A 24,395-nucleotide genomic window follows, 5' to 3' on the forward strand; every position below is an offset into this window, starting at 1 on the left:
TCATACACACACGCCAGCATAGAGTCAGAATTAATCACGGACTTATGAAAATGGGATTGAATATCTGGCAACTCGTATTGGTGTTACTTATTGTATTACTGTTATTCGGTCGCGGCCGCATTCCCGCTATTATGGGCGACCTCGCAGCGGGTATAAAGAGCTTCAAGCAAGGGGTTAAAGAAGAAAAAAGCGAACTAACCAAGACTTCGGAACAACAGAAAATTAATACCGAAGAAGCTGTATCGGGTAAGCGTGAACATGTTTGATTTAAGTGTGCCGGAACTATTTTTTGTTGGCGTGCTGGCACTGCTGATCATCGGTCCGAAAGACCTGCCGGAACTGTTTCAGTTATTTGGAAAGTTGGTAGCCAAAATTCGCCGGATGTATGCCGATGTTCAGGGCAGCATGTCTCAACTGCAAAAAGAAGTAAATATCGTTTCCGGAAAAGCACAACCCGGAGACGAAAGCTGGCGTGAATTCCTTCCCCCTGAAGTTAATAATTTGCCTGATGACTTTATGCCCGGTTCCATGTCCGGTGACGAGCACAAGGCCAGAAGAACCCGGATTGAATTAGCCCAAAACCAGACCCGTAAAGAGAACAACAGGAAACACGACGAAACAGCCCAAGGTGAGTCACATGACTGATGACAACGTTGCCGCCTCAAAAGCGCCGCTACTCTCCCATTTAATTGAACTTCGTACCCGTCTTATTTACTGCCTGGTGTTCTTTTTACTCGTATTTGGCGTGGCGTATTATTTTGCCACTGATATTTATCGTTTCTTACAAGCGCCGTTGGTAGAGCAGTTCAGTAGCCAGTCAGACAGAAGAATGATTTATACAGGCTTGCAGGAAGCCTTTTTCACTTACATGAAAGTGGCATTTTTTACCGCCTTGTTTTTTTCTCTTCCTCTAATGTTAATGCAGGTCTGGCGTTTCCTTTCTCCCGGTATGTATTCCCACGAGAAAAAAGGCATGATGCCTTTGTTTCTAATGACGCCTGTTTTATTTGTCGCTGGTGCAGCACTGGCATTCTATGTTGTTATGCCTGCGGCCTGGGAGTTTTTTATAAGCTTTGAATCAATGGGCGGAGAAGATGGCATTCGGGTTGAACTTGAAGCAAAAATGAGTGAATACCTCTCACTTGTGCTCAAGCTGATCATTGCATTCGGGCTCTCATTCGAATTACCCATATTTTTGTTAGTATTGGCCAAAGCCAACCTGGTTAACGCCGCCTCTCTACGGCACTACCGCAGACACGCTATTGTGATTATATTTCTGGTAGCAGCCGTTATCACTCCCCCTGATCTTATTTCTCAAATTGCCTTGGGCACGCCTATTATTTTGCTTTACGAATTGTCGGTTTTCTTGGTTGCCTTGGGCGAAAACCGCAAGCGCAATGAAGAAACTGCCTCTGTGTAATAAAGGTGTATAGAAACCGTAAAATAAATGGCGCTGAAGCGTCATTTTGTTGGCGTATTGTCTTACATGCAAGACCAACGGGAGAAGTACCGCGAGGTTTGCCGGGTTCCTAGTACTTTCATTAAAAACAATCGTACAGGTATCAAAACATGTCACAAGATAATGCACCGCTGAAATCAACTCAGCCAGAGGTAAACAGACGAGATTTCGTGAAAGGCAGTTCAATCGTTGCGGCGAGTACTGCACTTACTTCACTTTCAACTAAAGCAGCCACACTGCCATACTCAGCCAGCTATGGCCCTTTGAGTATGAAGCCGTGTAAAGCCACAGGTTTAGAGCTTTTGGCATTACCTGAAGGCTTCGAGTACACCTCTTACGGGTGGACTGGTCAAATACAGTCAGACAGAACCATTACACCTACCGACCACGATGGTATGGCAGTCGTAGCAGCAAAACAAAACATCATATGCCTGGTTCGTAATCATGAACTCAGCGAAGGAGAAGGTGCAAAATGTGACCCTGCTAGCGGCCGTGGTATCTATAATCCAGCCCAATATGGTGGCACAACCAACATCTTGTTTGACGCCATCAATGGCCGTTTCTTATCTTCCTACAACAGCCTGGGCGGCACAATTCGAAACTGTGCTGGTGGTCTAACGCCCTGGAGCACCTGGTTGTCGTGCGAAGAAACCTATCAGGAAAACGGTGGTTTTTACCACGGTTACGTATTTGAAGTACCAGGATTTGGTATTTCTGACGGTCAGCCTATTCGCGACATGGGTCGCTTCTCTCACGAAGCCGTTGCCGTTGACCCGGCCACAGGTTTTGTTTATGAAACTGAAGACGCTGGCTCTTCGTGCTTCTACAAATTCGAGCCTACCGGCGCGTATGGCGATTTAAAATCTGGTGGACGCCTGTACGCCATGGTTCTGGATAACACCAGCCGCGTAGACTTACGCGGTGGTTTGGTAGAAGGCACAACCTGGGACGTAACCTGGCAAGAAGTGTCAGACCCGGATGCATTCAACCAGCGTTGCTTTGACCAGGCGTCAGATGCAGCAATTATCGAACGCGGTGAAGGTTGCTGGTACGACGATGGCAAAATCTACTTTGTGTCTACCTCCGGTGGCGCAGCTAACCTTGGTCAAATTTTCTGTTTTGACCCTCGCAAGCAAACACTGACATTGGTATTCGAATCTACCAGTGATTCAGAAGTCGACGGCCCGGATAACATCGCTGTTAGCCCTCGCGGTAGTATTTTAATGTGTGAAGACGGCGGCTCTGACCCTAAACGTCTTGTTGGCCTTACTCAAGCCGGTGAAACCTTCACGTTCTGTGAAAACCGCATTGCGTTGGATCAAGGCGACGTTCAAACCATCGACCAGGTTTACCCAGGTGTTGCCCAAAACTTTTGGGACAGCGTAGGGCCAAGCATGGATGGCTCTGATCGCCGTAGCTTTACAAGCCGTGAGTGGGCGGGCGCGTGCTTCTACGGTCGCTGGTTGTTTGTAAACATACAGTCTCCGGGTGTGACGTTTGCGATTACCGGCCCTTGGGAAAATGGCGCACTTTAATGACATAAAAGGGGCCGCTCTGGCCCCTGTTTCAAACCCATAAATAAAAGGAAATACACTATGAAATGGTTTTTAGTAGCGGCATCACTTGTACTGACACCACTGGCCAATGCAGGCCTGTTCACTCTTAATTTGCCCGGCGATAACACGGGTACACTTATGACCAACGACGGCTGGAATATGGAAGATACCAGCGCCATTGACTTCTACACTTTTGAGTTAATGAATGATACAGAGTTAGATTTCGCAGTGTCCGCGGTGTCGTCCATTGGCCTGAGCCTTTATCAAGGTGAAATCACAATGGATCCAGGCTTTTTGTTCAGTAACAGCGGTGATTTCATCGACTTCATGGGCAATAACTTTGCTTATGTCACTGGTACCGACCCTTTCTTTCCTGGTGCGGGAAATAATGCGCTTAACTCGGGCAACCTCGCTGCTGGATGGTACACACTGGCATTAGGTGGTAACGAAGGCTTTGATTTCGGTGGCACGGAATATGTGCTAACCAGTGCTTACTCTCAGGTACAGGTTAGTGAGCCTGCAACATTTTCAGTAATTTTTCTGGCACTTGCAGGCCTGTTGTGGCAACAACGTCGCTTTCAGGGAAAATAAATATTAAACAGGCGGTACTCCGCCTGTCTGCTTTTCAGAACCACCAGGGGTAAGAGAAGTCCACTGCTTCTGGTGTAATCACTGCAGTATATGGCGGTGAAAAGCCTTTCCAGAATAGTCCGGCAAATACGTCTTCCTTAATTACCAGCTTTCCTTGCTTTGCATATTGCTGTAAAAGCGCGTAATAGGCACCTACCGGATATTGTGGCGTATTAGAACGGAACACCACTGCACCGCCAAACTCGTTGTAAAGCGACTTATCAATCAGCCACCGCTTTACCTGCTCTTCAGCGATGGTTTGAATGGATTTTTGCATTGCGCTTTCAGGCATTGGCATTGCATCGTCTTCCGCTTCTGCCCTTGCCTGCGCCTCTTTCGCTTTTTGGGTATCAAGGCTGTCTCCGAACACCTCAATAAAGCGGGCAACTAACGCAGGATCAGGGTTGATATTTCTCGTTTCCGCATACTGTGCCAGCACTTTATCCACAATAAGCTCGGTTAGCTTGCCATGCTGGAAATGGGCAACTGCCATATCCCGTGACACGCCTAGGGCTTTTGCCAGGGTATTGAGCTGAACAGGATCCGGTGATACATCTGCTTCAGTAACAGGCTCATCAAATAAAACAGCAAGCACAGCGTCTTTCGCAAGCGCTGGATAGGCTGCCAATATAGTTAATACGGCCAGTATTGAGGAAACCCGTTTAAACAAGCTACGCATGAAAACTCCTATAACGTTATGACGGATAACAGCGCAAGGTATAAGCGTATGTACACAGAATTGAGAGTAATAGCAAATAAAGAATACGTTACATATTGTAACTATTAGCCACAGTTAACGGGCTATTTTTTTGAAGGAGAAATAAAAAACGGTGACTGCAGTCACCGTTTTTTTGGAATCAGATAGCGCTTACGTTGGCTGCCTGCAGGCCTTTTTGACCTTGCTCGACTTCAAACTCAACTCGCTGACCTTCGTTCAGGGTTTTGTACCCTTCAGAAACGATAGCACGGAAATGTACGAAAACATCCTTATCGCCGCTATCCTGAGTCAGGAATCCATAACCTTTATCTGCGTTAAACCATTTAACGGTGCCTGTAACTTTAGACATGTAGACCTCAAAACTTTCTATAAAACTGCGCCAAGGCGCTTTACTCATGGCCTTAAACAACGGGGTTATTTGGGTCTTACATGGGATGGGCAAACAACTTGATACAATTACAGGTGTAACCAGAGCGTTTTACATCGTGGTAGAAACAAAAATAATCTCGTCTAAAAGACCGCTGACAATTCAGCCTTTTCCACTATAACAGCTGATACGAAAAATGATACAAAAATTCACCGCCATCTGAAAAATATCACATTTTCGTAACGGTTCTGTCAGAATCGCGGCTCACTAGCCTATTTAGGATGGCTGTGTCGCCACCCCTGAACCCAGCACCCCAACCCAGTTATTACGCTGCAAACCGGATAAGTCCAGCTGTCTGTATAAAGGGGTAAAATGGCTGCGACGATGATAAAAGTTGCGCCTACCACAACCCAGTGATTTGCCTTTGCAGCTTCCAGCTGTAGCCGTGCAATTTCCTGCTGTCCGCGCTGTAACTGCAAAGGTAACCCTTTTACCTGTTTTAAACTGTCGTGAATAAGGTCCGGCATTTCCGGCAACTTTTCAGACCAAAACGGCAAGTTCTCTTTTACCTTCGTGTACATGGCCTTAACGCCAATCTGTTGTTTCATCCAGTTTTCTAAAAAGGGCTTAGCGGTTTGCCACAAATCAAGCTGTGGATACAACTGACGGCCTAACCCTTCGATGTACAACAAGGTTTTCTGCAACAATACCAGTTGGGGTTGCACCACCATATTGAACCGTCTTGCTGTATTGAACAGCTGCAAGAGCACATTCCCGAAAGATATTTCAGCCAGCGGTTTCTGGAAAATGGGTTCGCACACGGTGCGGATAGCCATCTCAAATTCGTCGATATTTGTGTCGGGTGGCACCCAACCAGAATCGGCATGAAGTTGCGCTACTTTTCTGTAATCCCGATTAAAAAAGGCGATGAAGTTTTCTGCCAGATACCGCTTATCTTCGCGATTCAATGTCCCTACGATACCAAAATCAATGGCAATATATTGTGGGTTATCGGGGTTTTTCGTAGACACGAAAATATTGCCAGGGTGCATATCGGCATGAAAAAAACTGTCTCTAAATACCTGGGTGAAGAATACTTCGACGCCACGCTCTGCCAGCTTCTTCATGTTGGTTTTCTGGGCTAATAATGCGTCGAGATTAGAGATCGGAATCCCGTAAATGCGTTCCATTACCAGTACATCATGGCGACAATAATCACCGTACATCACAGGCACATATAAACTCTCAGAGCCCTCAAAATTACGTCGCAATTGAATGCCATTTGCCGATTCACGCATCAGGTCAAGCTCATCTACCAGGGTTTTCTGATATTCAGTGACCACCTCCACAGGGCGTAGGCGTTTGCCGTCGGGCAGCCACTTTTGCAGCACCCCGGCCAGGGTATAAAGCAACTCCATATCCGCGTCTATGGTCTTTCTTATTCCCGGGCGCAGTACTTTGACAACAATGTCTTCACCGTTACTTTTAAGTGTTCCCGCGTGCACCTGGGCAATTGATGCAGATGCTAAAGGCTTTTCTTCAAACGATGAAAACACAACATCCAGCGTTGGAATATTCAGGCTTTTTAAAATAATCGCTTTAGCTGCATCACTGGAAAACGGTGCTACGTTATCTTGTAATCGGGCAAGTTCATTGGCAATGGCAGGTGCGAGTAAATCTCGCCGGGTAGATAACATCTGACCAAATTTGATAAACACCGGGCCAAGGGCTTGTAGCGCCAGGGTAATGCGCTCGCCAGCAGGTTTATCCTTGTGTTCGTTGCCGATCCAGAAAATCAGTTTGCGCATTACGCGCACGTACCAAGGCAGCCAGCGAGAGGGTATCAATTCATCCAAGCCATGCTGCAAAAGGACTTTATTGATGAAGTACAGTCTTCCTAAACGCATGTCTTTAATCCGCTATTATGTCTTTTCCTGATCCGCCAACAATATGGCTTCCAGCTTGTTTATTCTTGCTTGGGCGCGCTCGGCGTCATCACGTAAATCACTAACCTGGTCACAAAAATGCGCCACTGCCAGCGCCGGAGCAGCAATTTGCTTTTCTTCGGTCAGCGCATTGCCCAAACCAACCTTAGCGTTGTCAATCACACCCAACATGGTTTGGTGAACACGATTGGCCGAAGTGAAGAGATTGTGTGCCATTATGTCACCTGTGTATTGTGACACCACGTCTTCCCAGTCAATGTTAAGTGCCTGAAACAGACTACTAACCTGCTGCGCTACCGCCAGTTCGCCTTCTACCGTTAATTTACCCTCCTGGATAAGCGCGGTAAGCCGGCTGCTTTGCTTTAATTGCGGCAATACATCCAGTGACACCTGGATACAGCAACTCTGCTTATCCAGTATTTTGACTTCGTCATCGAATGACCCTAGCCCGGCCATAACATTCACGTTGTCGGCGAACACCAACCGAAGGGCAACAGGTGTGTCTGTAATAAACACACTAAGAGATTTTCCTGCCAGTTGACGCAACCGTTCTGCACTGTCTTCATCAAGGGAAAGCAGCTTATTCATTGCGGTTTCCAAAGCGGCAGTAAATAGCGCCTGTGCGGGCATTAGAACTTAAACCCCCGGTGTAATGCAACGATACCACCAGTGAGGTTTTGATAGTCGCACTGCTCAAAACCAGCAACTTCAAACATGCCTTTAAGTGTTTCCTGATCGGGGTGCATTCGAATACTTTCAGCTAAATATTGGTAACTCTCAGCATCGTTCGCCACCAACTGCCCCATTTTTGGCAATATATGAAACGAATACAGGTCGTATAGTTTACTCAGTTGAGCTGTGGTGGGTTTGGAGAATTCCAACACCAGCAAGCGGCCGCCTGGTTTTAAAACACGGTAGATAGAATTCAGCGCATTTTGTTTTTCTGTAACGTTGCGTAAACCAAACGCCATGGTTACCACGTCAAAGGTGTTATCAGGAAATGGCAGGGCTTCAGCATCAGCTTGTACGTAATCTATGTTACTCACCAACCCGCGATCGCGAAGTTTATCACGCCCCACCTTAAGCATAGACAAATTAATATCAGCGAGGGTGACTGAACCAGTGGGCCCAACCAGACGGGAAAATTTCGCAGTCAGATCGCCTGTTCCGCCGGCGATGTCCAACACCTTATGCCCTGCGCGCACGCCAGAACAATCGATGGTATGACGCTTCCACAACCGGTGAATACCCAACGACATAAAGTCGTTCATAACGTCATATTTGGCAGCTACGGAATCAAACACATTTGCTACCAATGAGGCTTTTTCCGCTTTATCGACCTGCTTATAGCCAAAATGGGTGGTTTTGTCGTTTTGCGCGCTTTGCCCTTCGGGCGAAACGGTAGAAGTCTGGTTATCGCTCATGACATTCCTGAGGGTTTATTTCTGATGCTAGGAGTGTACCCAAAAGCAGCGGTGAGCAACAGGGCTTTACCGCCGAATCATTGAATTAGCAGACCTTTTCACAGTTACGCGAGATTGCGCTCGTTGGGCCCCCAACTATACGCCAGGATTTGGCTGATTTCCTGAAGTGACAAACCACTTTCCTGTTGCCACTGGGCAAAGCAAGCGTTCGCCGCTTTCAGTGAACGCTGACTGGTAAGGGAGCCATCAATAACCTCGTGTTTACGCAGATAATCTTCTGTATCACGGGAAAGTAAGAAGGTATCAACACCACAGGTTCTCAGCATGTATGGCCCGGTATTCCCACCTAATCGTGCACCGTGCTTTTTAAGATATAACCACAACTCCACTATACGCTCGGGCGGGAAACTGGCCACAAACGCGCCGAAACTGTCGTGATGATGACATATATCCTGGATCATCAAAGCATTGTCTCTTACCGTAATGACCTTTTTGTAATTGCGTACGATACGCTTATCCGTGGCTTTCTGCTCAAGCATTTCATCGGGCATCAACAACACTTTTTCGATATCGAAGCCAAAAAATACAGTTTCAAAATCCGGCCATTTCTTTTCAATTACCCGCCATACGAACCCCGACTGAAAGACTTTCTTTGTCATTTCCGCCAAAAACCGGTCGTTAGGTATGCTTGCAACTTGTGTAGCTGAAAGAGGCTGGCTGAGCATGTGCGAAAGGGCTGATTCACCGCCCTTTCGCTTGGCAGCCCGGTTAAAAATAACCGAAAAAGCTTCTGCTGCCATTAAGCTCTGATCCCCGAGTGACGTAGCAAGGCATCAACCTTTGGCTCTCTGCCTCTGAAGGCAACGAACAAATCCATAGGTGGACGACTTCCGCCCATTTCAAGAATGTTGTGTAGGAAGGCTTTGCCCGTTTCACGGTTGAAGATGCCGTCTTCTTCGAACTTGCTAAACGCGTCGGCAGACAGGACCTCAGCCCACTTGTAGCTGTAATATCCTGCGGCGTAACCACCAGCAAATATATGACCAAAGCTATGCTGGAAGCGATTGAACGACGGTGGTGTTATCACTGCAACCTGCTCGCGAACCGTGTCCAGTACAGCTTGTACATCCACATTTTCGTCTGAGCTTTGATGCAAAGTAAAGTCGAACAAGCTGAATTCCAGTTGTCTTACCATTTGCATGGCAGAATGATAATCACGGGCAGCTAACATTTTGTCGAGAAGGTCGTTCGGCAGGGGTTCGCCGGTTTCATAATGTCCGGAAATAAAGTTAAGCGCATCTTCCTCCCAACACCAGTTTTCTAAAAACTGGCTCGGCAACTCTACCGCATCCCAAGGCACACCATTTATACCTGACACACCCGCTACGGACATTTTCGTCAGCATATGGTGAATACCATGGCCAAACTCGTGGAACAGGGTAACCACTTCGTCATGGGTAAATAGCGCAGGTTTATCGCCAACCGGACCGTTAAAGTTGCAAGTGAGGTAAGCCACGGGTAACTGAATGCTGCCATCAGGTAGTTCTCTGCGCACGCGACACTCGTCCATCCAAGCGCCGCCCCGTTTTTTCGCCCGGGCGTACAAATCAAGATAGAAACTTCCCCGTAGAGCATCGGCGTCATCGGTGATAGTGAAATAGCGCACGTCGTCGTGCCACACATCAACACCGGGCTGCTCTATAATTTTAAGGCCATACAACCTGTGTACAACTTCAAACAACCCATTTAGTACTTTATCTGCAGGAAAATAGGGGCGTAACATCTCATCTGAAATGGTATATTTTTCCTGTTTTAATTTTTCACTGTAGTACGGCAAATCCCACGCATTGAGGGTATCGACGCCAAAACGGGATTGTGCAAATGCGCGAACCTCTTCCAGTTCTTCTGCCGCTTGCGGTCGCGATTTTGTTGCCAGATCCTGCAGAAAACCAATGACCTGGTCAGTAGATTCAGCCATTTTAGTAGCCAGAGACCGCTCAGCATAATTGTCAAAGCCCAGCAAGTTTGCCAGTTCATTTCTCAGCGCCAGGGTTTCCTGAATGATGGCCGTGTTGTCCCACTGACCTGCATTCGGCCCCTGCTCAGACGCCCGCGTACAGTAAGCGCGATACATTTCTTCACGCAGTGCGCCGTTGTCAGCGTACATCATTACTGGTAAATATGACGGAATATCGAGAGTGAACAACCACCCTTGAAGATTTTTTTGATGAGCAGCCTGCGCAGCTGCTGCCATTGCAGATTCTGGCAACCCGGATAGGTCAGATTCGTCAGTGACGTGTTTCGTCCACCCCATGGTGGCATCCATCACATTATTACTAAAAGTTGACGATAATTCGCTGAGCCGGGCCTGAATTTCCGCGAAGCGTTTCTTCTTTTCGTCTGGCAAAGCAACACCAGACAGAGTGAAGTCACGCAACGTATTGTCGACAAGCTTCTGGCGCTGTTCATCCAGGGTGGAAAATTCGTCGCTGTCTCTGAGAGCCCGATAAGCATTGTAAAGGCCTTCGTGCTGCCCGACCCAGGTGCCGTATTCAGACAATAAGGGCAAGCATGCATCGTGAGCTTCGCGCAGTTCGTCACTACTTACCACCGAATTCATATGCGACACTGGCGACCACATTTTACTTAAGCGATCATCAGCCTCTTCAATCTTTTCTACCACGGTGTGGTAGCTTATCTCCTGAGAAGAGACAACATCTTCGATGGTTGTTTTACAATGGGCGATAGCCGCTTCAACGGCTGGTTTGATATCCTCCGGTTTGATACCAGAAAACAAAGGTAATCCTTCGACTTGCTCTACCGCAGATGTTGTCATGATAATCTCGCTTGTTTTGGAAGTTTCTGATACGAATGTTGGGGTCAAATAGCCCAAAAACAAGCGAAACACTTTATTATCGCGAGCGGCGCAGCTGAATGAGTCAAAAAATCGTTAGAGGCTCCTGAACGGCTGCTGTACGAGCAACTTTTCAAAGTCCAGTCTTTGAACCGCTTTACTATAGAAAAAGCCCTGTACTTCGTCGCACTGAAGTCGTTTAAGTACAGCAGCAACGTCCTTGGTTTCAACACCTTCCGCTACCGTTTTAATTTTCATTCGACCACAAGCCTGAATCAGACTTTTTACTAACTCCCGTTTGTTAGTGTCTGCGTTGATATTGTCAATTAGCGAACGGTCTAGTTTTAACACATCTACGGGTAGTCTCGACAGGTAAGACATTGAGGTAAAGCCGGCACCAAAGTCATCGATAGATATTTTTATGCCCAACATTTTTAATTGCCACAGCAATCCATTCATAAACTCGCAATCAGTGGCAATAGCCGTTTCCGTAATCTCCAATTCTATGCATGTGGGATTGACTGCATAGCGCGCAAGCTCCTCAGTAAGTACGTGTACAATACGATAATTTTGCAGCTGTTTTGCCGATACATTCATCGACACACTTTTGACGTCTCCACTTACACGCATGAGCTCAGACACAGCCCGAACTCCCTGGCGAATGACCCACTCGCCTATCATTTCTATTTGGCCGTCTAACTCAGCCAGACGCACAAATTCTGCTGGTGGAACCCACCCCAATTGATGATGCTGCCATCTTAGTAATACTTCGGCACTTTGAATCATTCCCGTCTCTAAATGAATTTTAGGTTGAAATGCCAGAGTGAACTGGTTGTTTTCCAGACCGCTCTCAACATCTGCCCGAATGTGCTGCTGACGTTGAAAGCGCTCGATTGCCAGATCATCAAGATTTGATACATGGCTGGAATGCATTTCTCTCAGTATCGTAAGCTCGAGGTTTTTAGTCAGTGTGTCGACGTCCAGATTTGGAGACCCAAGCACGCGAAAACCGACACCCACCTGGCAATATACTGTGCGCTTGTGAATCGTGTAGGTTTTTTGTAATTTACGACGGAGTATCACGCCCCATTGCTCTAACTCTGCTTCGTTTGACTCGCTCAATCTAAATGAAAAGAGCCCAAACTCGTCCCTTTGAATATGAATGCTCTCGCCAATAATCTCCCGGATCCGACGTTCTACAATTTCTACTAGGCTGGCCATAGTATTTTCGCCATGGCTGTAGGAAACGTCATCCATATTAATTAATTTCACGGCCATTAAAGCGCCAGAATCGTCCAGATTGACCACGTTATCTGGCAGGGCGATATCCCTGCCTTCGACATTATGACTGATTTCCACCATACGCTTCTGCCAATTGCGATCGGAACGGACACGAAAGTAATCGAATGCCTGTTCGATTTCGGTGACCAACTGGCTGGCGCACCACGGTTTGGTGAAATATTTGTTCACCAAACCACTATTTAACAGCCCTACAGCGGTATCAAAATCATTCTCTCCGCTTAGCATCATAGTGATGGTTTGAGGATAAAACTGATTAATGTATTTGAGTAAATCAGCGCCACTCATTCCAGGCATTCGCTGATCGGTTAGCACCACTGCAATTGCATTGTTTGCCAAAACTTGCATCGCCTGCTGCCCACTCTCTGCAACATGGATGGTGTAGCCCGTAGGCCGCAATACCCGCTTGATAGCTTGAAGTACGCCAGGCTCGTCATCAACAATGAGGATTTCGAGATCTTGTAAGTTATTTACAACCGCATTTGACGCAGGCATGGTATTCTCCAGTCAAGAGCATTGCCAGGTGATAAAAGCTGAACCCGTGCTGCTCTATAAGTTTCTTTACTATTTACGCTTTCAGTTGTGCACCACTCCATTATTTGCACTCATTAATTTGGCTAATATTGCCAAACATCGGCAATGTAAACCTGGCTTGAACTCTGCCCATCCCTGTATAATTACTGTGCTATTCAATTAAACCAGAATGTCACTAATGTCGCATATTATCCTTTAGTCTGGATTGTCACGGTTTGCAATCACTGCTATAAATATAACCTCTGTTACCTTTTCCCTTGGAGATTGACAATATGAAAACCCTAACGTCTGGCGAAATAGCCTCGTATTGTGATGTAAACTTGCGAACTGTTATTCGTTGGATAGAGAGCGGAAAACTCAAGGGCTTCAAATTGCCAGGCAGAGGTAATAACCGGGTTCTTATAGATGACTTTATCGAGTTTCTGGAAAAACATAACATGCCCGTTCCCGACCAACTTCAAGGTGAAGTTACGCCGGGACTATTAATCGTTGATGATGAACTACCTGTAGCCAAATCAATTCAACGAGTAGCCCGCAGAGCAGGGTATGACACCCTAATTGCAACGGGCGGCTTTCAGGCAGGCGTCATGCTCAGTCAGCACAACCCCAGGTTAATGACACTTGATTTAAGCATGCCAGGAATGGACGGATACAGCGTTATTCAGTTCACCAGGGAACAAGCGAGATACAAAAGACTCAAGATTATTGTTATTTCTGCGTTGGACGATGTCAGTTTAGAGCGGGCAATGGATCTTGGCGCTGATGCCGTTTTACCCAAGCCCTTCTCAAACCACGACCTTACGGCGTTGCTGGACAAGTTTATGACAGCTTAACAGCTGCGAAGAGGATGTTGTTATGGGAAACCAAAAACTATACTTGTGGCGAACGCCATTGTGGGGCGCTATCATTTTTGTGCTTATGACATGTATGGTATTGGCTTCTCCTCTTGATTCAACACCCACGTTACAGTCTATGGATTTTCCCGTCAGTGAAAATGACATAAATTTCTCCTTTCTGATAAATAACGTCTATCTTTGTGGTAGTGGGTTAAATTTTGAGAAAGCGATGAATTATCCTCAAATCCGTTATGTCACGCCAAACCGAAGAGTACCGGCATGACTGAAAACCATCAACCAACGTCCAAACTCGAAAAAGAGTTGCGGCGCAAAGATGTATTAATCGATTCACTGCGTAAAGATTTGCAGGAAGCGCAGCGTCAGTTGTTGCAAGCAGAAAAAATGGCGTCAGTGGGCCAATTGGCCGCCGGTGTTGCCCATGAAATAAACAACCCCATTGGGTTCGTCTCAAGTAACTTAAGCACCTTAAGTGACTACATCAACGCCTATCAGCAAGTGATGACAAAAATAATGTCGGCTGAAGAAGGTACAACAACGTCGTCCATTAGCAACCTTGTGCAAGAAGCGTTGGAACAGCACGATATTGCATTTATTAATGAAGATATATGCCCGTTAATAGATGAATCAGCCGAAGGTTTACAACGTGTAAGCGAAATTGTTAACGGACTGCGCCTTTACTCCAGAATTGATTCAGATGATCGCCATTGGCACGATGTAAACCAATGCCTGACCACCACACTGAGTATGGTGAATAACAAGCTTAAGTACATTTGTGACCAAAAGTTAGAATTAGCCGATGTACCCAAGGTTTATATAAATGTGGGTAAGATAACCCAGGTTTTTACCAATTTACTTATCAATGCCGGTCAGGCAATTGAATCGACGGAAAAACAGGGAGTGATCTCTATTTCTACCTTCCTGAAAAATGACCATGTACATATCAGTATTAAAGACACCGGCTGTGGAATTAAACGGGAGCACCTCGACAAATTGTTCAACCCTTTCTTCACCACAAAACCCGAAGGCCAGGGAACAGGTCTTGGCCTGTCAATTTCACATGGTATCGCCCTTGAACACGGCGGGGATTTGCTGGTAGACAGTGTCGAGAACCAAGGCACCACGTTTACGCTGGTACTGCCGGTTGATGGCCCCGAACAAACCACATCTGGAGCGGGTGACCATGACGCGTAATCAATTAAAGCGGGCCATAAGCGGGCCTTTGGAGTTCCAATGAGCGAGACCGACGAGAAACAAACGGAAAAAAAATACACCGTATTGTTTGTTGATGACGAACCCAATATTCTTCGGGCACTTAAGCGTGCGCTATTTAAATTCAACATCAATATGCTGTTAGCAGAAAGTGGGCAGAAAGCACTGGAATTACTGAGTGAAAATACCGTTCACGTGGTGGTATCAGATATGAAAATGCCTCATATGTCTGGCGCAGAATTACTCGAACAGGTTGCCCAGCTGTACCCCAATACCTTTCGTGTGGTACTGACGGGCTTTGCCGACATCGACTCCACGATAAAAGCCGTGAATCAGGGCAAAATTCATCGTTACTTACAAAAACCCTGGGACAACCAAGAGCTAATCAATACGCTCGAAGAGGGTTTAGAAAGAGTAAAGCTCAAAGATGAGAACGAACGCTTACAGAAACTTACTCGCTTGCAGAATAGGAAGCTTAAAGACATTAACTCCACCTTGGAGCAAACCGTCGTTAAGCGTACAAAACAAATTAAGTTTGCCCTTAACCGCATACAAAAACAAAACCAAGCCATTGAGCAGGTACTCTTCAATGTCATCAGTATTAACCCTGATATCGACGGTAAATTTGCCATCGAGATTAGTGAACTTGCGACGTTACTTGCGCAGCGTTCTCGGTTACCAGAAGAAGAAGTAAAACTCATCCGCTACGCCAGCTTAATTTGCGAATTGGGGTGTTTAGGACTCTCGTCAGCCGACTTCACCCCGCCTTTCAGCAAGTTAAATTACGAACAGCAAAAGAAGTTTCTCTCGCAAACAAAACAGGCCGCCACCATTCTTGCGCCTGCCGAGCATATGAAGCCAATTTCCGACATCATTGAGTTTCAGTTTGAACACTGGAATGGTTCAGGTTTGTACAACAAAGTTGCCAAAGAAATTCCAAATGGCTCGCGTATCCTGGCAATTAGCCGTGATTACTGGCGACTGGTTACCGGGCGCTTGCAAGAAAAAAACCTATCGCCCAATGAAGCCAAGCAGGAACTTAAGAAACACCGCAATACCCGTTACGATGCAACCTTCCTTGATGTTCTGCTGGAAGCACAGGACATCGGCTTGCCGCAGCACATGGATAACAGCTTCAGTGCATCCGAGTTGGTACCTGGCATGGTGCTGGCTGCCAATTTGTACAACGACAGCCACATTCTCATTTTGCCTGAAGGGCATGTTTTCACTGAAGCCACCATTGCCAAACTGGTACAGTTCGAAGATGACTACAACCGCCGCTTTGAGATAACCATCAAGCCGCCCAAGAAGCAATCAGCTGATAATCCGGAGCACGCCGAAGAAGCCTGAGCCTTCACTGGGGAAGTTTGCTTCCCCAGTTATATTCTTCCCTACGGAACTGCCGTTTTTGCCACTCTGGTTATGTGTTGCTGTGATGAGAAATCAGATTTTCTTTGAAATTCTTTTCATCCCACCTCGGTCAATAGCCGTAACCGAATTGTTTACTCGAATACAATTTGACTTTATTTGTAATGCCCTCACGTTACTTCTATAACGAGGGGCGGGTATCACCGTAGTCTTTTAAGAAGCGGTGTGCAAAACGGGTTTTGAGTCACCTCTCTAATCATGCCAAGATGGGTTTGGATCTTTGAACAAGGCGAGCACAATGAAAGAATTTGATTATATTTGCGTTGGCGGCGGCAGTGGCGGCATTGCCTCAGCAAACCGCGCGGCGAAGCACGGTAAAAAAGTGGCACTGATAGAAGGCGGCGACATCGGTGGCACCTGTGTGAACGTGGGTTGTGTACCCAAAAAAGCCATGTGGTTTGGAGCCAATGTTGCCGAAGCTATTCACAAGTACAGTGAAGATTACGGTTTTGATGTAACGGTGAATAACTTCAGTTGGGAAGTGCTGGTTGCGAACCGTCAAGCGTATATTCAGCGAATTCACGCTTCCTACGATAAAGTGCTGGCTAAAAACGAGATAACCTGGGTAAAAGGGTTTGCTAAATTTGTCAGTGACAACGTGATTGAAGTTAATGGTGAGCAGTACACCGCGCCCCATATCACTATTGCCACTGGTGGCAGCCCTCGTATCCCTGATATTCCAGGTGCCGAACACGGCATTGACTCTGATGGCTTTTTCGAGCTTGCCACACAGCCAAAACGCGCAGTAGTCGTAGGCGCTGGCTATATTGGCGTTGAGCTGGCAGGCGTATTGTGTAGCTTAGGCACGCACACAGATTTGGTTATTCGTCACGCCACCCCACTTCGCCATTTCGACCCGCTCATTGCAGACACCTTAACCGAACTGATTGACCGCGAAGGGCCTACTCTTCACAAACAATCGGGCGTTGAAAAAGTTGAAAAACACAAGGACGGCACCCTGACAGTTACGCTTACCACCGGTGAAGTCATTCAGACTGACGTGCTGGTGTGGGCCATTGGCAGAAAGCCTTCCAGCGATAATATCGGATTGGAAAACACAGCTGTCAAAGTAGATGACAAAGGCTATATTCAGGTCGATAAATTTCAAAACACCGCGGCCAAAGGTGTGTATGCGGTAGGCGATATTACCGGTCATGTTGAACTTACGCCCGTGGCTATCAAAGCTGGCCGACTGCTAAGCGAGCGCTTGTTTAACGGTCAAAAAGAAGCGCATCTCGATTATTCATTGATCCCTACCGTGGTATTCAGTCATCCACCCATTGGCACCATCGGACTCACCGAGCCAAAAGCCGTTGAAGAATACGGTGAAGAGAACATAAAAGTGTATACCTCTTCATTCTCTGCCATGTACACAGCCGTTACCCGTCACCGCCAGGCTACCAAAATGAAGCTCATTTGTGCTGGAAAAGATGAAAAGATTGTTGGCCTGCACGGCATAGGTATGGGCATGGATGAGATGTTACAGGGCTTCGCTGTCGCCATTAAAATGGGCGCTACCAAAGCCGATTTCGATGCCTGTGTGGCCATCCACCCTACGAGTTCTGAAGAGTTTGTTACGATGACATAAGGCCTACGGGGCAAGATTTGTCACCATACGCTCTACCTCACTTATTTATCTTTTAAGCCTCGCACCAGCGGGGCTTTTGATGATAAATCCGTGCTTTGTAGGTTCTAATTAATGAGCTGGGCTGGCGCGTGGTGACCATCATAGTACTACGTTCATTGGCATGCAGGTTAATACTTCCCACAGCAGCACGCTGTTGCGCGCTGCTACAATAGCTAGGTATTACAATCGCGAATGAATAGCACTGCGATAGGCATCGATAGCGGGAATAATCGATGTCACAATGGCGGCAACAAGAATGGCGCCCGTTATCATTAACGTGTGCGTCGTGAGTACGTTTGCCGAGATGAATAACCCGTAGTGACTGGCTAACCAGCTTTTCAATGACGCGAATATCACCGTTAAAGTGCCGATAGACACCGCACTGGCGGCCAGTGCAATGAGCAAGGCTTCCACCAGAATAAGGGTGAATACCACACCACCGCTTGCTCCTAATATACGTAATACAGCAATTTCTTTTTCCCGCTGCTGCATTGATGCCAGCAACATAGTTGCCAGACCAAAAAGTGAAGAAACCAACACCAGCACGCTTATCACCCGTAAAATGTTTTCCACCGAACGCATCATTTGCCACAGTTCAGCCATGGCTACGCCCGGTAAAATGGCCATTAGGCGGTCACCTTCATAATTATTAAGTGCCCGCTGAAGATTAAACGTGGCGAATTTAGATTTCAGTCCTAACATTACCGCGGTTACGCTTTCAGGTTGAACCAACGGGTTATCCAGATCATCTGGCGCTTGGAGCACATTGGCCAGTTGCGCTTTCGGCAAATGCATGGCTTCAATGCCTGCCAGCGAAACGTGAACGGTTTTGTCCACCGGCGTACCTGTGGGCGTTAAAATACCCACAATGGTGAAGGGTGACGCGTCGTGGTTGTTGAAACTAACAGCGCCAAGCCCGTGGGCGATGACGACTTTATCCCCCACCTTGTAATTGAGCTTGGCGGCGACATCAGCACCGATGACTGCTTCGAACACCCCAGAAAACGGCTCCCCACTGGTAAAAGTCAGAGCTTGCTTATCGCCGTATTTATAATGTTCAAAGTAGCTTCCATTGGTACCCATTACACGAAAGCCACGGTGTGAATCACCCAGCGAAATGGGAATAACCCACTTTACCAACCCGTCTTTTTGCAGCATTTCAACGCTGTCGTAACTGATATTATTCGTCGGGCTACCCATGCGAAATACACTGTATAACATCAGGTTAAGTTGCCCACTGGGAGCACCAACGATGAGATCTACCCCGGATACAGTGCGCTTGAAACTGTCTTCAGCCTGTATACGAATATGCTCTACACTAAGTAATACGCTGACACTGATAAACAAAGACAGAAAGGTAAGTACAACTGACTTACTGCGACTGCGAAGACTACTGGTAGCGAAGGACAACAGCATTAACGCGCCTCCTTAATTTCACACAATGACGACAGGGATACCGCGCTGTCGAGATATTGCGCCAAAGATTGGTCGTGGCTGACAAACAACAAGGTGGTATTTGCTTCCTTACACAAGGATATCAACATGGTCATGAAGGCATCCCGGGCGTCGTTATCCAGGGCAGAGGTAGGTTCGTCAACAAGCAAAATTTCAGGTTTATTTATTAACGCTCTGGCTATAGCAACTCGCTGCTGTTGACCTACACTTAAGCGACTCGCTTGTTGGTGGGCAACATCTGGTGGTAGATGCAATTGATTAAGAAAATGGCTTAATCGTTCAGTGATGTCCGGATCACGCCCCGCAAAATAAGCCGCTAGCGCAATATTCTTTTGTACACTCAGGTGAGGCACCAGGTTAAATTGCTGAAATACCACACCGATGTGCCGGGCTCTGAATTTATCCCGTTTTTTTGACGACAAAGAAGAAAACCCCTGGCCTAACAATTTGATTTCGCCGCTATTGGGCTCAAGTATACCGGCCAGCAAATTCAGCAATGTGGTTTTTCCTGAGCCCGATGGACCATGCAAAAAAATACGTTCTCCACGGTTTAGCTGCCAGTGCGAAATACCCATCGTTCGTTGTGACTTTTCGTAACTGTGCTTAACCTGGTGCAATGCTATTGCGGGCTGCAAAACTTCTCTCCCCATATGGTTCACTTATCGCTTATGTCTTGTTATTCGCCATCGGTGTTGCTACGTTATATCATCGATAAGTATTTGTTCGACATACGGCGCTTTTAATGAAACATTTTTCACGACCAACTGCTTTGGCAGTATTTTTTTACTTAACGGCATGTCTTTTCAGTAGTATCACGCTTGCAAAAGATTATGAAGAGCTTGAGTGGACAGCACTCATGCCAGAAGAAGATCTGGCCGCCCTGCTCGACCCACCAGAATATTTGAACGAAGTGAAAGACGGATCTAATCAGGACTCCGTTAGCGCATTTAATGAAGCGACTTTTGAAGATGAAAAAGTTGAGCGGTTTCGCAAAGCGCTAAACTCAGTGAAAACCATACCCGTTTTCAACGACAAAGCAATTCGCATTCCTGGCTTCGTGGTGCCTCTGGAACAAAACGAAGGGCAACAGGTCACTGAGTTTTTCATCGTACCTTACTTTGGCGCCTGTTTACATATGCCTCCACCGCCGCCAAATCAAATTATTCATGTGACATATCAGGACGGACTTACGCTGGAAAGCCTTGAGCAACCGTTTTGGTTCGAGGGTACTGTGAAAATCGAAACACAACAACGCAGTTTAGGTACGTCAGCTTACACGCTACAATTAGATCAATACGAGGTGTATCAATGAACATACGCGCTCTGGCTTTTGGCTTATCTGCATTAGGCTCTATGTTGGTGAGTTCTGTTAGCTACGCTTGTGGCATGCATGGCGATGGTATGGCTAACTTTTCCCGCTTCCACCCGTTAATGCAGCAGCACAATGTGCAAACCTCTTTTAGCGTACTCGATATTTCTTTTCAGCAACCGGCTACCGTTGTCGCAAAGGGAAAAGAGCAGAGTCATAATTTTACCTTCTTCGTGCCATCAGACTATTACGATGCAACGGTGAAAATAGAGGGCAGTGAAAATGTGACCGTACTATCAGAACAAAGCTTTCCAGTCTCGAAACTTTCAGAGAAAAAAGCCTTACGTTTTGTTATTGCCAAGCCCGGCAAGCATGAAATTGTGGTAACACTAGTGGCCAAAAGAGGGCCAAACCCAATCACTATACAGCGAACCTTATTTGTTCAATCTGCATGAAACCACGCCGTACCAATTGGTTTGCTATAGCGCTAGTCGTAGTTGGCCTCTTAGCCGGTGTGGGCGCTGTAAAACTTTGGCCAGCCATAAACCAGCTACTATCTACATCTAATGAGTTACGGTATGTTAGTTCTTCTGCAGCGTTACTTGAACAAGCCAGTGAGGCTCACGTCGTAGGCTGGCGTGATCTACTACCAGAAAGTGAGTTTGACGTCATTAAGCGCTACCAGCCTGAACCTGATCAACCATTGAACAAGCAGGTATTCAGTGCTCTGCAAGCTACTTTTGATGATGATTATCAGGCTACGCTTAATTCCACAGCTGTTGTGCCCGAACTGGACGGACAGGTTATCAGTATTGGTGGGTTTATTGTGCCGCTAACTGTGTCAGAAAAGCGCGAAATTCTCTCAGCTTTTTTAGTCCCCTATTTCGGTGCCTGCATACACTTTCCGCCACCAGCGCCCAATCAAATCATCTATTTGCGCACACCTCAGGGCTTTACACTGGACGAAATTGAACAAGCTCTGATGGTAACCGGCGTAGTAAAAACTGCGTTATTTGAGGACGTTCAGGGCACATCTGCTTATGTCATGGATGTTATAAACATAAGAGATTTCAACGGCACACCCGATGATGTGCGCCGTCATGATCTTCAGCAATACTAACAGGGAATTTTTTCGTCGTTGTCCAGACGTTGGCGTAACCTGAAATTCATTATGTGGGCAATAACGATGATCACCGATGCGAGCACGGTCAGGGTCGTTTCAGCAACTTCGCCCCACCTTTCATGTACAAAGAAGGCAGCAATGGTTAGCAAGCTCAGTCCAAGCACGCCCACGGAAAATATCTTTGCGCTGTGATGGTGTCGGTAACCGGCGTACAATGCCACTAAACCTACTGGCAACACAAAGAATAACAGCACTTTGTGAAATACCTCATGGTTATCGGCAAATAAACTTCCCAAAGAAGGCAAAGCAATAATAGCGATTGGCGTAACAAGGCAATGTATTACGCACAATGATGAAAGAAAGATAGCCATTTTGTCGCCAACTTTCTGAATGTGTGTCATGAATATTCCTAACGAGTAACAGGGCTTACTAAGCCCTGAGTAAAACAACGGCTACACTACCTTTACCACGAAAGCGTAGGCTGAGTAGCGGTGACAGCGGTAATTCCCTGCCCTTGATCAGTAATCCATTGTACTTCGATAGCTTCCAGTGATTGAGCGCTTTTGAACAATGTCACCGTTATGTTTTTTACGTCTTGCGAACACTGTAGCTGGTAATCTAACGCAATATTGGTGTGACGCTCATTTTCGCCATGATTGTGCTTATCATGATGCTCTTCATATTCATCATGATCGTGATAATCTTCGTGCTCAGCGTGATCGTGATGCGCATCATGGTCGTGATGTTCTTCGTGCTCATCATGGTCGCTTTCACTATGGAGGAATATATCGGGTAATGCCGTTTCCTGGCTGACAACCGTACACGCTCCATCGGTGGTAAACACATTCTGCGATTTTGAAAGCGTATTTTGTATTCTGACCCGTTGAATACGCTCGCTTTTCGTCTCTGGCGCATGTTCAAACCCGAGTAAATCAGCTGCAGGTAACGAAAATTGCAATTGCATTTCATTGCCTTCTTTAGCAATCAACAGCTCGCCATGACCATGAACATGTTTGTCTGCGGCCGCACAAGAGAACGACGTAAATGCGACGACGACACTCATGAAAACCTTGGTCAGAGTCGGTGTTTCTTTTATTGATGTTATCACTGAGCGATACCTGTTAAATGAGCCTCAAAACCATGTTATAGTGTAACACAGTCTGGCTTTACCAGAATACCGCACAGTGATGTCAATCGCATATTACTCGTGTTCTGTCTCAGCAATCCCCAACCAAATTACCGTTTCAGCTAAATAATCAACGCTCACTTCGCCATCAATGGCAGCAGCTTCCAAATCCACTCGTACCATCTTTTTATCAATAGGGTTTGAAATGTACACATGGTCACTATTGCCCGATACTGTCATCGTAAAAGACAGTCCTTCGGGCATATCATCAGCACTGGCGCTGGTTACAGCCAGCGATACTTCCGTATCCCAATGCTGTGCATCGCCTTCTCCGTGAGAGTGAAGCGCAGTTAGCGTGCCCGAAGAATCCAGCACGACAAAATACTCACCTGAAGCGCTGAAAGAATAGGAAACAGGAACCACGTCATCGCCAAGCTCAAGTGCTAAGTCACGCATGGCACCCATCTCAGGGTCGATAGTAACCAAGGTAGCTTCACCACCGCCATGACCGGATGCAACACCTATAAAATAGTCCCCGTGATGATGACCATAAACAGATCCAACACGTACACCTGAAAGTGTATCGATATTATCAATTTTAGTAGATTCCCATTCACCATCGTGTTGGTGAACAATCAGTACGCCATCGCTACAACCAAAAACGGAATAGGTTTCAGAACTCGCTGCACCATGAAGATCCGGACATTCTCCTGCAAATACGACCTCTTCTTCGTACTCATCGTCGTGTAGATGAAAAACACCTACGCTATCAGGCAAAATCGTATTTGCCGACGTGCTTTCTGCATCATCCCGTCTGACCGTAGCAATAAGGTAGTCATCCATAGGCTCGGCAACGCCGTGCATGTTCACGGTATATGCTAACGTAGGAATTGCCGATGATTCCGCAGCAATATGCGTATCTCTGACCACCTGTACTGACGCGGGTAAACCCGCATCGCTGTCACCATCGTAAAACACGGCTAACTGGCCATCATGCTTCACAAGGTGAGTTGGCCTGCTTCCAGTCAGTGTGAAGTCACTGGTTGCTGGCGCTTGCTCATAGTCATGTAAATGGTCGACGTGATCTTCCCGCCACAAACCGCCGTCAATAAACGTTACTTCACCGTTAATTCGGTTACTCACCACAACGTAACGATAACCACCGGAATGTGTGAGAGCGTTTCCTTCACTTGCCAGCGGGAAGGAATCTAGCTCTTGGTTATCATCCAAATCAACAATAACCAACGCATTGGAATCTGCATTCAAAATAGCGAGACGGCCAGCACTCTCAATGGTTAAATCATCGTGATCGTGGTCGTGATCATCATCATCGTGGTCATCGACAATGGGGTCTTTTTCTATAATAGTGGTTTCAGCATCGCCACATCCACCAAGTAAAGCGCCACTTATGGCTAGAGCCAGTAAGCTGAGTGTGTTTTTCGTAGTCATAGTAATTCCTTTATTAAAGTTGTTA

Annotated in this window: 26 protein-coding genes; 13 read left to right on the forward strand and 13 right to left on the reverse strand. The window is 46.6% G+C overall.

Annotation, left to right across the window (positions count from 1 at the left end; genetic code table 11):
* The first annotated feature begins 50 nt into the window (after positions 1-50).
* From tatA to ACXACM_RS00350, 5 genes are all read left to right on the forward strand, one after another.
* Positions 51-266 (forward strand): twin-arginine translocase TatA/TatE family subunit, encoded by a 216-nt coding sequence (gene tatA, locus ACXACM_RS00330; RefSeq protein WP_474819015.1) that lies wholly within the window; start codon positions 51-53, stop codon positions 264-266.
* Entirely contained in the window at positions 259-645 is a 387-nt protein-coding gene (locus ACXACM_RS00335; RefSeq protein ID WP_474819017.1) for a Sec-independent protein translocase subunit TatA/TatB, read from the forward strand. Before tatA ends, ACXACM_RS00335 begins: the two co-directional genes overlap by 8 nt.
* A complete protein-coding gene (gene tatC, locus ACXACM_RS00340; RefSeq protein ID WP_474819018.1) occupies positions 638-1,420 on the forward strand; it encodes a twin-arginine translocase subunit TatC in 783 nt (260 codons plus the stop codon). The genes ACXACM_RS00335 and tatC overlap by 8 nt, the downstream gene beginning before the upstream one ends.
* Positions 1,421-1,569: 149 nt before the next feature.
* On the forward strand, positions 1,570-2,994 hold the full coding sequence (locus ACXACM_RS00345; RefSeq protein WP_474819020.1) for an alkaline phosphatase PhoX: 1,425 nt from the start codon (positions 1,570-1,572) through the stop codon (positions 2,992-2,994).
* A gap of 60 nt (positions 2,995-3,054) precedes the next feature.
* Positions 3,055-3,606, forward strand: a complete 552-nt coding sequence (locus tag ACXACM_RS00350) for a PEP-CTERM sorting domain-containing protein (RefSeq protein ID WP_474819021.1) — start codon at positions 3,055-3,057, stop codon at positions 3,604-3,606.
* 34 nt (positions 3,607-3,640) lie between these two features.
* On the opposite strand, the gene ACXACM_RS00355 is transcribed toward ACXACM_RS00350, so the two are convergent.
* From ACXACM_RS00355 to ACXACM_RS00390, 8 genes are all read right to left on the reverse strand, one after another.
* Positions 3,641-4,324, reverse strand: a complete 684-nt coding sequence (locus ACXACM_RS00355) for a hypothetical protein (RefSeq protein WP_474819022.1) — start codon at positions 4,322-4,324, stop codon at positions 3,641-3,643.
* 178 nt (positions 4,325-4,502) lie between these two features.
* The gene (gene cspE, locus ACXACM_RS00360) at positions 4,503-4,712 is read right to left on the reverse strand and encodes a transcription antiterminator/RNA stability regulator CspE (protein ID WP_070126270.1); all 210 of its coding nucleotides are present in this window, start codon (positions 4,710-4,712) and stop codon (positions 4,503-4,505) included.
* A gap of 290 nt (positions 4,713-5,002) precedes the next feature.
* A complete protein-coding gene (gene ubiB, locus ACXACM_RS00365) occupies positions 5,003-6,637 on the reverse strand; it encodes a ubiquinone biosynthesis regulatory protein kinase UbiB (RefSeq protein ID WP_474819024.1) in 1,635 nt (544 codons plus the stop codon).
* Between the two features lie 15 nt (positions 6,638-6,652).
* Positions 6,653-7,264 (reverse strand): ubiquinone biosynthesis accessory factor UbiJ, encoded by a 612-nt coding sequence (locus tag ACXACM_RS00370; RefSeq protein ID WP_474819025.1) that lies wholly within the window; start codon positions 7,262-7,264, stop codon positions 6,653-6,655.
* Between the two features lie 41 nt (positions 7,265-7,305).
* Entirely contained in the window at positions 7,306-8,100 is a 795-nt protein-coding gene (gene ubiE, locus ACXACM_RS00375; RefSeq protein WP_474819026.1) for a bifunctional demethylmenaquinone methyltransferase/2-methoxy-6-polyprenyl-1,4-benzoquinol methylase UbiE, read from the reverse strand.
* Between the two features lie 104 nt (positions 8,101-8,204).
* On the reverse strand, positions 8,205-8,900 hold the full coding sequence (locus ACXACM_RS00380) for a DNA-3-methyladenine glycosylase I (RefSeq protein ID WP_474819027.1): 696 nt from the start codon (positions 8,898-8,900) through the stop codon (positions 8,205-8,207).
* On the reverse strand, positions 8,900-10,936 hold the full coding sequence (gene prlC / locus ACXACM_RS00385; protein WP_474819029.1) for an oligopeptidase A: 2,037 nt from the start codon (positions 10,934-10,936) through the stop codon (positions 8,900-8,902). The genes ACXACM_RS00380 and prlC overlap by 1 nt, the downstream gene beginning before the upstream one ends.
* Positions 10,937-11,050: 114 nt before the next feature.
* Positions 11,051-12,748, reverse strand: coding sequence for a two-component system response regulator (locus ACXACM_RS00390; protein ID WP_474819030.1), 1,698 nt, complete (start codon positions 12,746-12,748; stop codon positions 11,051-11,053).
* A gap of 311 nt (positions 12,749-13,059) precedes the next feature.
* Between ACXACM_RS00390 and ACXACM_RS00395 the strand changes: the two genes are divergently transcribed.
* From ACXACM_RS00395 to gorA, 5 genes are all read left to right on the forward strand, one after another.
* Entirely contained in the window at positions 13,060-13,620 is a 561-nt protein-coding gene (locus ACXACM_RS00395) for a response regulator (RefSeq protein WP_474819031.1), read from the forward strand.
* Between the two features lie 22 nt (positions 13,621-13,642).
* Positions 13,643-13,906 carry a hypothetical protein gene (locus ACXACM_RS00400; protein ID WP_474819033.1) on the forward strand — a complete coding sequence of 88 codons (264 nt, stop codon included), beginning with the start codon at positions 13,643-13,645 and terminating at the stop codon, positions 13,904-13,906.
* Positions 13,903-14,835 (forward strand): sensor histidine kinase, encoded by a 933-nt coding sequence (locus ACXACM_RS00405; RefSeq protein ID WP_474819034.1) that lies wholly within the window; start codon positions 13,903-13,905, stop codon positions 14,833-14,835. Before ACXACM_RS00400 ends, ACXACM_RS00405 begins: the two co-directional genes overlap by 4 nt.
* A 39-nt stretch (positions 14,836-14,874) precedes the next feature.
* Positions 14,875-16,203 (forward strand): response regulator c-di-GMP phosphodiesterase, NosR family, encoded by a 1,329-nt coding sequence (gene nosR / locus ACXACM_RS00410; RefSeq protein ID WP_474819035.1) that lies wholly within the window; start codon positions 14,875-14,877, stop codon positions 16,201-16,203.
* Between the two features lie 316 nt (positions 16,204-16,519).
* A complete protein-coding gene (gene gorA, locus ACXACM_RS00415; RefSeq protein ID WP_474819037.1) occupies positions 16,520-17,869 on the forward strand; it encodes a glutathione-disulfide reductase in 1,350 nt (449 codons plus the stop codon).
* A gap of 219 nt (positions 17,870-18,088) precedes the next feature.
* On the opposite strand, the gene ACXACM_RS00420 is transcribed toward gorA, so the two are convergent.
* Positions 18,089-19,324 (reverse strand): ABC transporter permease, encoded by a 1,236-nt coding sequence (locus ACXACM_RS00420; protein ID WP_474819038.1) that lies wholly within the window; start codon positions 19,322-19,324, stop codon positions 18,089-18,091.
* Positions 19,324-20,013 carry an ABC transporter ATP-binding protein gene (locus ACXACM_RS00425; protein ID WP_474819039.1) on the reverse strand — a complete coding sequence of 230 codons (690 nt, stop codon included), beginning with the start codon at positions 20,011-20,013 and terminating at the stop codon, positions 19,324-19,326. The genes ACXACM_RS00420 and ACXACM_RS00425 overlap by 1 nt, the downstream gene beginning before the upstream one ends.
* 92 nt (positions 20,014-20,105) lie before the next feature.
* Here ACXACM_RS00425 and ACXACM_RS00430 point away from each other — a divergent pair, with 92 nt between their 5' ends.
* The 3 genes from ACXACM_RS00430 to ACXACM_RS00440 are packed head-to-tail and all read left to right on the forward strand — an operon-like array spanning position 20,106 to position 21,792.
* A complete protein-coding gene (locus tag ACXACM_RS00430; protein ID WP_474819041.1) occupies positions 20,106-20,675 on the forward strand; it encodes a DUF3299 domain-containing protein in 570 nt (189 codons plus the stop codon).
* Positions 20,672-21,127: a hypothetical protein gene (locus ACXACM_RS00435; protein ID WP_474819042.1), complete on the forward strand. Its 456-nt coding sequence runs from the start codon at positions 20,672-20,674 to the stop codon at positions 21,125-21,127. Before ACXACM_RS00430 ends, ACXACM_RS00435 begins: the two co-directional genes overlap by 4 nt.
* Positions 21,124-21,792 carry a DUF3299 domain-containing protein gene (locus tag ACXACM_RS00440; protein ID WP_474819043.1) on the forward strand — a complete coding sequence of 223 codons (669 nt, stop codon included), beginning with the start codon at positions 21,124-21,126 and terminating at the stop codon, positions 21,790-21,792. Before ACXACM_RS00435 ends, ACXACM_RS00440 begins: the two co-directional genes overlap by 4 nt.
* On the opposite strand, the gene ACXACM_RS00445 is transcribed toward ACXACM_RS00440, so the two are convergent.
* From ACXACM_RS00445 to ACXACM_RS00455, 3 genes are all read right to left on the reverse strand, one after another.
* The gene (locus ACXACM_RS00445; protein WP_474819045.1) at positions 21,789-22,196 is read right to left on the reverse strand and encodes a MerC domain-containing protein; all 408 of its coding nucleotides are present in this window, start codon (positions 22,194-22,196) and stop codon (positions 21,789-21,791) included. The genes ACXACM_RS00440 and ACXACM_RS00445 overlap by 4 nt on opposite strands.
* A gap of 62 nt (positions 22,197-22,258) precedes the next feature.
* Positions 22,259-22,903, reverse strand: a complete 645-nt coding sequence (locus ACXACM_RS00450) for a ZrgA family zinc uptake protein (RefSeq protein ID WP_474819046.1) — start codon at positions 22,901-22,903, stop codon at positions 22,259-22,261.
* A gap of 93 nt (positions 22,904-22,996) precedes the next feature.
* On the reverse strand, positions 22,997-24,370 hold the full coding sequence (locus ACXACM_RS00455) for a 5-methyltetrahydrofolate--homocysteine methyltransferase (RefSeq protein ID WP_474819048.1): 1,374 nt from the start codon (positions 24,368-24,370) through the stop codon (positions 22,997-22,999).
* Positions 24,371-24,395: the final 25 nt, after the last annotated feature.

It is taken from the genome of Alteromonas sp. AWQ4_252, assembly GCF_056158205.1.

Excerpts from the sequence above, each read along its gene's own strand:
- ACXACM_RS00405 (WP_474819034.1), top strand. The coding sequence starts at position 13,903 with ATGACTGAAAACCATCAACCAACGTCCAAACTCGAAAAAGAGTTGCGG.
- ACXACM_RS00370 (WP_474819025.1), bottom strand. The coding sequence starts at position 7,264 with ATGAATAAGCTGCTTTCCCTTGATGAAGACAGTGCAGAACGGTTGCGT.
- ACXACM_RS00455 (WP_474819048.1), bottom strand. The coding sequence starts at position 24,370 with ATGACTACGAAAAACACACTCAGCTTACTGGCTCTAGCCATAAGTGGC.
- ACXACM_RS00445 (WP_474819045.1), bottom strand. The coding sequence starts at position 22,196 with ATGACACACATTCAGAAAGTTGGCGACAAAATGGCTATCTTTCTTTCA.
- ACXACM_RS00350 (WP_474819021.1), top strand. The coding sequence starts at position 3,055 with ATGAAATGGTTTTTAGTAGCGGCATCACTTGTACTGACACCACTGGCC.
- ubiB (WP_474819024.1), bottom strand. The coding sequence starts at position 6,637 with ATGCGTTTAGGAAGACTGTACTTCATCAATAAAGTCCTTTTGCAGCAT.
- ACXACM_RS00420 (WP_474819038.1), bottom strand. The coding sequence starts at position 19,324 with ATGCTGTTGTCCTTCGCTACCAGTAGTCTTCGCAGTCGCAGTAAGTCA.
- ACXACM_RS00395 (WP_474819031.1), top strand. The coding sequence starts at position 13,060 with ATGAAAACCCTAACGTCTGGCGAAATAGCCTCGTATTGTGATGTAAAC.
- ACXACM_RS00380 (WP_474819027.1), bottom strand. The coding sequence starts at position 8,900 with ATGGCAGCAGAAGCTTTTTCGGTTATTTTTAACCGGGCTGCCAAGCGA.
- ACXACM_RS00355 (WP_474819022.1), bottom strand. The coding sequence starts at position 4,324 with ATGCGTAGCTTGTTTAAACGGGTTTCCTCAATACTGGCCGTATTAACT.
- ACXACM_RS00440 (WP_474819043.1), top strand. The coding sequence starts at position 21,124 with ATGAAACCACGCCGTACCAATTGGTTTGCTATAGCGCTAGTCGTAGTT.
- nosR (WP_474819035.1), top strand. The coding sequence starts at position 14,875 with ATGAGCGAGACCGACGAGAAACAAACGGAAAAAAAATACACCGTATTG.
- ACXACM_RS00435 (WP_474819042.1), top strand. The coding sequence starts at position 20,672 with ATGAACATACGCGCTCTGGCTTTTGGCTTATCTGCATTAGGCTCTATG.
- ACXACM_RS00430 (WP_474819041.1), top strand. The coding sequence starts at position 20,106 with ATGAAACATTTTTCACGACCAACTGCTTTGGCAGTATTTTTTTACTTA.
- gorA (WP_474819037.1), top strand. The coding sequence starts at position 16,520 with ATGAAAGAATTTGATTATATTTGCGTTGGCGGCGGCAGTGGCGGCATT.
- prlC (WP_474819029.1), bottom strand. The coding sequence starts at position 10,936 with ATGACAACATCTGCGGTAGAGCAAGTCGAAGGATTACCTTTGTTTTCT.
- cspE (WP_070126270.1), bottom strand. The coding sequence starts at position 4,712 with ATGTCTAAAGTTACAGGCACCGTTAAATGGTTTAACGCAGATAAAGGT.
- ACXACM_RS00400 (WP_474819033.1), top strand. The coding sequence starts at position 13,643 with ATGGGAAACCAAAAACTATACTTGTGGCGAACGCCATTGTGGGGCGCT.
- ACXACM_RS00425 (WP_474819039.1), bottom strand. The coding sequence starts at position 20,013 with ATGGGGAGAGAAGTTTTGCAGCCCGCAATAGCATTGCACCAGGTTAAG.
- tatA (WP_474819015.1), top strand. The coding sequence starts at position 51 with ATGGGATTGAATATCTGGCAACTCGTATTGGTGTTACTTATTGTATTA.
- tatC (WP_474819018.1), top strand. The coding sequence starts at position 638 with ATGACTGATGACAACGTTGCCGCCTCAAAAGCGCCGCTACTCTCCCAT.
- ACXACM_RS00390 (WP_474819030.1), bottom strand. The coding sequence starts at position 12,748 with ATGCCTGCGTCAAATGCGGTTGTAAATAACTTACAAGATCTCGAAATC.
- ACXACM_RS00345 (WP_474819020.1), top strand. The coding sequence starts at position 1,570 with ATGTCACAAGATAATGCACCGCTGAAATCAACTCAGCCAGAGGTAAAC.
- ubiE (WP_474819026.1), bottom strand. The coding sequence starts at position 8,100 with ATGAGCGATAACCAGACTTCTACCGTTTCGCCCGAAGGGCAAAGCGCG.
- ACXACM_RS00335 (WP_474819017.1), top strand. The coding sequence starts at position 259 with ATGTTTGATTTAAGTGTGCCGGAACTATTTTTTGTTGGCGTGCTGGCA.